Annotated in this window: 2 protein-coding genes; one reads left to right on the forward strand and one right to left on the reverse strand. The window is 61.9% G+C overall.

What is annotated here, in order from left to right; genetic code table 11:
- A partial coding sequence (locus tag VGS97_RS17930) for a HAMP domain-containing sensor histidine kinase (protein ID WP_326854716.1) occupies window positions 1–1248 on the forward strand: 1248 nt, incomplete at its 5' end.
- A 503-nt stretch (window positions 1249–1751) separates the two neighbouring features.
- On the opposite strand, the gene VGS97_RS17935 is transcribed toward VGS97_RS17930, so the two are convergent.
- Window positions 1752–5294, reverse strand: coding sequence for a S8 family serine peptidase (locus tag VGS97_RS17935; RefSeq protein WP_326854717.1), 3543 nt, complete (start codon window positions 5292–5294; stop codon window positions 1752–1754).
- Window positions 5295–5548 lie beyond the last annotated feature (254 nt).

A 5548-nucleotide genomic window follows, 5' to 3' on the forward strand; every position in this document is an offset into this window, starting at 1 on the left:
CATGGTCTGGACGAAACAGAGTCGCCGGAGCGGCCTGCCCTGCAGCGACGGCTTGTCGGCAACGCGTGGAGTCGCCTGCGCCAGTGGGTGCGCGCCAATACGTTTGCACCCTCCTGGTTGCCCGCTCGTCTGCGTCATCCGGCTCTTGGCTACCTGGCGGCAGTAATGCTGGGGGTGATCGCCGTCGCACTGACGGTGCTTCTGAGGGTGATCATGCCCGCGTTCACCCTGCTAGATGCGCTGGTGATCCTGGGAGTGGTAGTGGTGGCGCTGATTTGGGGTGGTAGCCCCAGCCTGCTGGCGACGCTGGTGAGCACAGCACTGCTGAGCTATGCCGCCTTCTCACCTCAGTTCTCCTGGTCCATCGCAAGTGTGGAAGAGGCGATCAGCGTAGGGCTGGTGCTGGTGGTGGGCATGCACATCAGCCTGGTAGTCGGGCAGGTAGCGCGACGGAGCAAGGCCCGCCAGGAAGCCGAAATGCAGGCGCGGGTACTGCGTGAGACCCAAACGCAGATGGAGACCTTCCTGGCCATGGCTGGCCACGAACTGAAAACACCGCTGACCTACATCAAGCTCAGTCTTCAATCGATGCGGCGGCGCCTGGAGAAACTGGTACGCACGAGTTCCCGGACGCCCGAGGAATTCAGCCAGAAGGTAACGCCCATGCTCCAGGAATTTGCGCACACCGACCAGCAGGTAGCCCTGGTGGAACGGATGGTGAACGATATGCTGGATGTGTCGCGCATCCGGGCCGGCAGGCTGGACCTGCACTATGAGTTCGCCGATCTGGGGATGATTGTCGGGCAGGCCGTCAATGAGCAGCGCCAGGTCGCGCCGAGACGCACGCTCCTGCTCCAGCTCCCGGAGGCACAGCCGGTGCCGGTCTATGCTGATGCTGATCGCCTTGCCCAGGTCGTGACCAACTACCTGACCAACGCGCTCAAGTACTCGCCCGTTGAGCAGCCCGTCCTTGTGGGGCTCGATGTGGTAGGCCACCAGGTGCGGGTCTGGGTACGCGATCAGGGGCCAGGGCTCCCGCCGGAAGAACAGGCACGAATCTGGGAGTGCTTCCACCGGGTCCAGGGGATCGAGGCCCAGAGTGGCAACGGGGTCGGACTGGGATTGGGGTTGCACATTTGTCGCATCATTATTGAACACCATCAGGGGCAGGTCGGCGTCGAGAGTGCCCCCGGGCAGGGCTCTACTTTTTGGTTTACCCTCCCCCTGGCCCCCATGAGACAGGCGTGAGCTGCCGGAGCAAGGCGCAGATCTCCGCTACGGGGCGCTGGGACGAGGATGGCGGGGCCTTCCCTGACTCCCTGACGCTCGTCGGGGGGACCGCCGGTGAGGGACACAGGATAAGCAACAGGCCTGGAAGGTAACTTGAGCCAGTGTACCCGGTTTTTTGCGTTATGAAATGCCCTCGACCTGACTCTTATCGGGCTTGAGGACGCAAAAGTCACAGGTTTGACTGCCGATATCAATGCCTACCACAAAGGCGAATCCGGAAGCATCGAAGAGAGCGCTTGCGGCACAAAAAGGAGAGCATTCGCAGTCGCTCCCGTCACTGCGGTTACTTGATATAGTTCTTTACCACGAGGTCAGTAAATAGAGACAACTCCTTCTTCAAAGGCCATGACCATCAAATTGCAGAAGCACTAGTGATCGCCTCAACTTGACAATACCAAGCGGGCGCTGTCGACCAGGGGAACCGATCAGCAGCTCCCCTGGTCGATCCGGCCGTGACTCCGTCAGATGGTCAAGCTGTTCAGACTTTGCCGCTGGAACGGGTTGCCCTTCCTCGTCTTGCCCTCGCCCTGAAACCGCAGTTTGTAGGTGCCCGGCACAGAAGTTTCCAGTTTGGCGGTCGGTCGGGACGTGCCGCTGCTCTTGAGCTTCTGCTCCGTGGTCTCAAAGAGGGACGGCTTCCCAGCAGCGTTCAACCGGCTGTCCAACGCAGTCAGACAATAGAGACTGGGATCGCTCGCCGGCATGTCCGGATCGAACGGAAGCTCGATCTCCTTCAATTGCCGGGCGTACTTCTCCAGGAGAGACTTGAGATCGGTCGTTGGCGCGGTGCCGATGCCGCTGAACTGTACCGAACCGACCGCACGGATCGGCGCGTGAAGGGTGATCATCATTTGAATGCTTTTCGCTCCCAGTATCTGCTTCGGCAGGACAACGCGGAGACGGACCGGAGTGGTGCCGTAGACGCCCCATGTGTAGGCGACGGTGCCCTTCTGGTTCTTTTTCGAGGCCTCCACTCGCAATTGCCACTCACCGACTTCCGGCGATTCGATCCGGAAGAACTGGTAACTGCTCCCCGTCCCATTGATGCACACGGCAGATCCGGCCGCGATCACCGTGCCCGACGGCGACGTGAGCGTCAGCGTGACCGGCTGAGCCGGGGCGTGCCAAGAGACCATCATCGTGACCGACGAGACGGTCTCGTCCACCGGGACGCGATGGATGTTCAGCGAGCTCACAGCCGGCGCCAGTTCAAGGTCGGCGTCGTCGGCCGACGCGGAAAGCTTACGCAGATCGTACTCCAGTGCCGTTCCGGATACATTGATGATCGGCCCATCCTGGCCGGTCACACCCACCACGTCGCTGCCCGCACCGATGACCTCTTCGCCGCCCACAAGCGCCTGAAGATGCACATAAATCTCGTGCAGGCTTCCGCTGTCCGCAGGACTGTTGACTGCATGGAAGGTTCCGCCATGTGCGGCCGCGATCGCTTGCAGCAGCGGCTGATCGCTCTGCACACCCAGCGAGACGGTGTAGATCCTGGTCGCGGCCGGGATGCCGGGAAGCGCTTCTGTAAAATCAGGGCCGCCATACCACGTGGGCGGAGAATTGGCGATGCCACCACCCACCCACGGCGGCGTGTTCTCATGACCATCGCTCAACAGAATGATCGCCTGCGGATGTGCAGGGTCACCACCACCCGCCAATCCCGCCTGTCCACCCTGGAGCCCGCCGCCGATCGAAGTGGTACCCGCCGGCGAGATCGCTGTGATGTTCGTCTTGATCCCGTTCTGGGTAGCAGCCCCAGCGATCGGCACGACGCCATTGACCACCGTCACCGTGTTGTCGAAGGCGACCACACCGGTACGGTCATTGACGCGCAGCATGTCGACCAACTGCTTGGCGCGCTCTTTCGCAGGCTCCATGTAGCCATAGAAGCCCATGCTTCCGCTGTGGTCGATCACGTGGACGACGTCCACCGGGTTGGGCGACACGCCCACGCCGTTGATCACCGCCAACGCGAAATCCTGGCGGACCTGCGGGAGCAGTGCGGCAATTCCGTGCGTGACATCGATGCCGTGGACTTCGATAGTATAGAGGCCAGGCGCAGGTGCATCGATGTGCACGCGCTGGACGTTGTTACTGACGGTAGGGAACGCTGTCACATCACCGTCGATCGTCACGGCCGCGGGCGTGATCACTCGCAGATAGAGCCGGTTCTGGATGCCTTTGCCGGGGTGGTCGGTGTAGGCCATCGTGACGCGGAACGGCTGTGCAGGGTCCGCCAACTGCACCTGAAAATGACGCACATCGCCTGTTGCGACCGCCAGCTGAATGTCGTCGGCGAAGGACTGCTGTCCAGTTGGGACAGGCCGAATGGTGTTTTCCATGTTCAGCCAGCCAAAGCCCCGCGTGTTGTCAGGCACATTGCTTTGAGCGGCAGGGACCGTCGCACCATTAATCAGCAGAGCCTTGATCAGTGCGCCGGACGGACTCGCGATCCCCCGCTGCTGCCGTAGATACTGACGCAACAGCGTCGTCGCGCCCGCGGTGATCGGCGTCGCCATGCTGGTGCCGGAGTCGTAGAAGTAGTTCTGCTGGTAGATCGGGCCGGACCCAGCGGGCGCATCCGGCGTGTTTTCGTTCCACGTCCCGAAGAAGCGTGCCCCCGGCAGCCCCCGTCCGACGGCTTCATCATGCGTCGCCAGGCCATCTTTGTCATCGGCGTAGAAGCTGGGAGGAACACTGGGCAATCCATCCGGGCCCACATCCGCTGTGCTGACCGACGAGCGGCAGGAGAGAATGAAGGTGCCCGGGGCCACGAGATCGGGCTTGATGCGGCTGTCGCCGGTATCGTTGGTCGGCCCGCGGCTGCTGAAGCCCGCGATGTCGTCCGGATTGTCCGCCTGGGTTCCCATTGGGAGTTGCAGGGGAACATTGACCTTCGGAGTCGCAGGGTTGGAGTCGTTGTCCTGCAGGTTGGGATCGATGTGAATCGTCGCCGGCAGCGGACGCTGGCTCTCCGATGCACCGACCGTCAGGCAGTTCTTCGCCGTGCCGGGTGGTGACACCGTGGAGGCACCGGGACCGGCATTGCCGGCGGCAAAGAGAATCAGGATGTCGCGGTGGTCGCGCATGAATGTGTCGACGTCGCTTGCCTGCCCGTTGTACTTGCCGAACGATGCAGCCGAACTGCTGCCCCAACTGTTGGAATGGAGATGTGCACCATCAGCGTAGGCGTCCGTGAATACGCCTGCCACCAGATCGATGGGAACGCTGAGGCCGGTGCCGTTGTTCGGGCCCATCGACAGTATCGTCAGTCGCGCGGCAGGAGCCATGCCCCGGAGATTGCCGTTGGAGTTCGAGCCGTCACCCAGGATGCTGCCGCAGACATGCGTGCCGTGGTTGTTGAGGTCGGCGCCGTCCGAAACGCCGAACGCGGCCTTGCTGACGGTAGCACGGATGTTCACGATGCGTCCGCGAAAATCCGCCAGTATCGTCGCGTCATTGTTGCCGTTGTCGACGCCACTGTCGGACACGCCGACAATCTCCCCGCTGCCATCGAGTCCCACGGCGGCGGCGACTGTATCCACGTGGATCAGGCCGCGGGCGACATTGTTTTGCAGGCGATTCTCCGGTTCAGGCTCGATCGCCAGTACACCGTGGAGCGAGGCGGCCTCAGCAAGGCGGTCAACCGGTATCTCCACCAGGACGCGGCGACTGGTACTCTCGGTCACCGTGCCGATCTGCGCGAGTTGCGTGATGGTGACTGCGGGATCGGACTTCGGGTCGAGTTGGACGAGCGTCCGGACACTCGCCGGCCCGGCCCCGGCCATACGTATTGTCGCCGATGCCGACGCTGACGTCAGCGCGGGATCGATCTTCTGATCCGCATCATAGAGGGCAACGGTGGCGATATACGGCTTCGTCTTGAGTGTGGCGGCATCGGCCGCACTTTCGCCTCGCAGGCGATATTGGTTCGGTCCGAGGGTACTGGTGATGCGCAGGCCCAGGTCAGCCAGCTCTTGTATCTGGCTGGCAGACATCGGACCCGTCGTTTGGACGATGAAGTCTCTAGGTTGCATGTTGATCTCCAATCTCGTTCGGGACGCATTAGCTAATCGTAATTAACTATTCGCCTTGGTCAGGCGGAGGCCGCCGCTGCCGTGGCCGACGGGGGCTACGGTGGGCACCTCTCTCCCCGACACATTTTGATGCACTAAATGAAGTGTCCAATCGCCACCACTCATAGTGTTCTCCTTCTGCGCTGAATGCGCTGCTTTTAGTGCACCTACTTTAG

It is taken from the genome of Actinocrinis sp., from assembly GCF_035946395.1.
Classification (GTDB): domain Bacteria; phylum Actinomycetota; class Actinomycetes; order Streptomycetales; family Catenulisporaceae; genus Actinocrinis.